General features: G+C 67.8%; 4 protein-coding genes. All 4 read right to left on the reverse strand.

What is annotated here, in order from left to right; all coding sequences use genetic code 11:
- Position 1 precedes the first annotated feature (1 nt).
- Entirely contained in the window at positions 2–205 is a 204-nt protein-coding gene (locus tag ACWEBX_RS38370; RefSeq protein WP_355991911.1) for a cold-shock protein, read from the reverse strand.
- A gap of 387 nt (positions 206–592) precedes the next feature.
- On the reverse strand, positions 593–1,519 hold the full coding sequence (locus ACWEBX_RS38375; protein ID WP_451889350.1) for a recombinase family protein: 927 nt from the start codon (positions 1,517–1,519) through the stop codon (positions 593–595).
- A gap of 233 nt (positions 1,520–1,752) precedes the next feature.
- Positions 1,753–2,754 carry an NADP-dependent oxidoreductase gene (locus ACWEBX_RS38380; RefSeq protein ID WP_451858457.1) on the reverse strand — a complete coding sequence of 334 codons (1,002 nt, stop codon included), beginning with the start codon at positions 2,752–2,754 and terminating at the stop codon, positions 1,753–1,755.
- Positions 2,755–2,783: 29 nt separating this feature from the next.
- On the reverse strand, positions 2,784–3,319 hold a 536-nt coding region (locus tag ACWEBX_RS38385; protein WP_451889351.1), incomplete at its 5' end, for an alpha/beta fold hydrolase.

Below are 3,319 nucleotides of genomic sequence, written 5' to 3' on the forward strand. Positions count from 1 at the left end.
GTCAGGCCGGAACGATGTTCTCGGCCGTCGGGCCCTTCTGGCCCTGCGCGATGTCGAAGGTCACCTTCTGGCCCTCGAGAAGCTCACGGAAGCCCTGGGCGGCGATATTCGAGAAGTGGGCGAACACGTCAGGGCCGCCACCGTCCTGCTCGATGAAGCCGAAACCCTTTTCCGCGTTGAACCACTTCACGGTACCAGCAGCCATGTCATATCTCCTTTGGGGCAGTACACCGGCGCCTGCACTGTGCGAACACCGTGTCGCCGCGATGATCAACCCGCCGGAAATGACCGGAAACGCAAAAGCACCCTCCCCGAAAAAAAGCCGGGTTGGAACACTTGAAGTCTCGGGAACCACGACTGCAACTGAGATGGACAGTAGCACGCCGCAACAGCCTTCGCCGGATAAATAATTGAGAACAAGGCATTGCGATAAGAATTCTCGGCACACAGCCTGACAAACTCTCTTCTCTCGAGCACAGATATTGGCGCACTCGCAGTACAGCGTTGCAAAAAAACTCTCAGCGGGATCAGGCGCTTCTTCCGTTGCAACGGCCTCGGGGAACATCGGTACAGCCGTTGGCGCTGAGAAGGATCATGGTCCGGTCGGCGTGAGGATGCTGACGCGGTTCTCGTACTCGCGGCGGGCCTTGCGCTGGGCCGGGACCGCGGGAATGCCGTGGCTGCTGTCGAGCGGCTGGCAGCGGGTGAGGAGCCCGAGGTGCACGGCGGGGACGGCGCTGACGCGCAGGGTGTAGCCCTGGCCGCGCCGTACGGTCACCCCCTGGTCGAGCGCATCCCGCTCGGCGGGCTCCAGTTCGGCAGTGCGGAGGAAGTCGGCGACCTTGCCCGGCATGTCGAGGGTGACCGGTAGCTCCGGGGCCGGGGTGTCCTGCTGCTCGGCGGTGCGGTCGGGCATAAGGTCGGCGACGACCGTACGGATCGCGCCGCGGCTGACGCTGTGGTCGCGGGCGAGGGCGGCGATCGAGCGGCCTTCCAGGTACGCGGCGCGGACGTCGGCGGTCTTCGCGGTTGCCACGGCGGGGCGGCGCCCGCCCTTGCTGCCCTTTGCCTCGGCGGCGCGCAGTCCGTCGTAGGTCAGCTCCCGTTGGAGGTCGCGCTGGAGTTCGCCGGCGGCGGCGAGGGTCTGCACCATGAACTTCACGGTGGACAGCAGCTCGCCGGTGCGCGGGTGGCGGGCGGTGAGGTCCATCGCGGAGAACGCGCCGTCGTGAATGCGCAGGGCGAGGCGGTCGCGGTGGAGGACGTCGAGCACGTCGAGGATGTGGCTGGTGCCGCGGACGAGGCGGAACATCTCGGAGATGTGCACGGTGTCGCCCGGTCGCGCGTAGTTCAGGAGCTCGCGGAACTTCGGCCGCTGGAGCGGGTGGAGGCGGCTGGAGGTGCCGGGGTCCTCTTCGAAGACGACCGGGTCCTCGATCCCGGCCTCGTCCAAGACGAGGTTCTGCCGGGCGGTGGACTGCTGGTCGGTGGAGACCCGCTTGTAGACCAGGTTCGCCACTCGGGGCCCCTTCCGTACGGAGGAATGGACCGTATCTGTCATCAAACCCTGTCAGCAATCGCCATCGGATCTGATTGGATTCGCGCCGCCTCAAACCCCCGGATTGCACGGGTTCATTGGACGCTCGGGCTTCCTGTCGTCAAACGATCGTTTAACGACAGAGGGCGGATGCCGAGCCGGCCGGGCGCGTCACCCGGATCCACCGGGGGTCGGAACATGTCGTCAGTGCCGATTCAGTCGGCGGATACGACGACCTTGCCGGCTTTCGCCTTGCCGGCCTCGACGAACGCCATCGCCTGCGGGGTCTGGTCGAAGGGGAAGACCGTGTCGACGACCGGGCGCAGCGCGCCGGCGTCGTACAGGCCGGCCAGGTGGGCCAGTTGCTTGCCGTCGGAGCGCATGAAGAAGAACGAGTAGCGCACTCCGGCTTTCTTGGCCGCGCGGCGGACCTTGCGGCTCAGCAGCGACAGCACCGGCTCGAAGACTCGGGGGGCGCCGAGCTGCCGGGCGAAGCCGGCGTCCGGCGGACCGGCCACGCCCAGGGCCAGGCCGCCGGGGGCGAGCACGGTCAGCGACTTCATCAGGTTCTCCCCGCCAAGCCCGTCGACGACGAGGTCGTAGCCGGAGAGCAGCGAGGAGAAGTCCTCCTTGGTGTAGTCGACGACGATGTCGGCCCCCAGGGAGCGCACCAGTTCCTCGGACGAGCCCCGGGCGGTGGTTGCGACCTCGGCGCCGAGGTGCTTGGCCAGCTGGATCAGGGTGGACCCGAGGCCGCCGGCGCCGCCGTGGACCAGTACCTTCGATCCCGGCCCGATCCCGGCCGTGTCCACGAGGATCTGCCAGGCCGCAAGGGAGACCAGCGGCACCGCGGCCGCCTCGGGCATGGTCAGCGTGGTCGGTTTGTGCGCGACGTCGTCCTCGTCGATCGCGATGTACTCGGCGAAGGTGCCGATGCGCAGATCACGGGGCCGGGAGTACACCTCGTCGCCGACGGCGAAGCCCCGTACCTGTGTCCCGACCGCCGTGATGGTGCCGGCGAGATCGTGGCCCAGGACGAAAGGCGTCTTGTGCTTGAGGAGTTGTTTGAACTCTCCGTCGCGGACCAGCTTGTCCAGCGGGTTGACGCTGGCCGCGGCGATCTTCACCAGCACGTCCCGGGGGCCGGGCTGCGGTTCGTGCAGGTCTGCGGCGCGCAGGCCGTCCTTGCCGTAGTGCTCGACGACGAAAGCCTTCATGGTTCGCCGGTCCTTTCTTGTCGGTGCGGCTATGGCCGGGCCAGGAAGGCCAGGGCCTTGGCGACGAACTGCTGGTGGTACTGGAAGATGCCGCCGTGACCGGCGTCGGGGTAGATCGCCAGCTCGCTGTCGGGCAGCCGCCGGGCCAGATCGGTGGAGTTGTGGGAGGGGACCATCCGGTCGGCGTCGCCGTTGGCCACCAGCACCGGCTGGGTGATCACCGACAGGTCCTGCGGGGTCTGCAGGCCCCAGCGGTGGATGGCCCCCAGCTGGGTGAGGTATGCCCTCGGGGGGATCGCCTTGTCCCGGTCGGCGGTGCGCTCCTTCAGGCGTGCCAGGAACTCCTGGCCGGCGCGCTTGCCGGCGGCGGTGCGGGTGAAGAACAGGTACTGCTTGGGGTCGGTGAGGGTCAGCAGCGCCCGCAGGGTGTCCAGATGGGAGATGCGGGTGACGTTCTTGATGCCCTGGCCGCCGGCGGGGCCGGTCCCGGTCAGGATCATCCTGTGGACCAGCTGCGGCTCGGTCAGCGCGATCTCCTGGGCGATCATGCCGCCCATGGAGAACC

This window comes from Streptomyces sp. NPDC005070 (assembly GCF_053600395.1).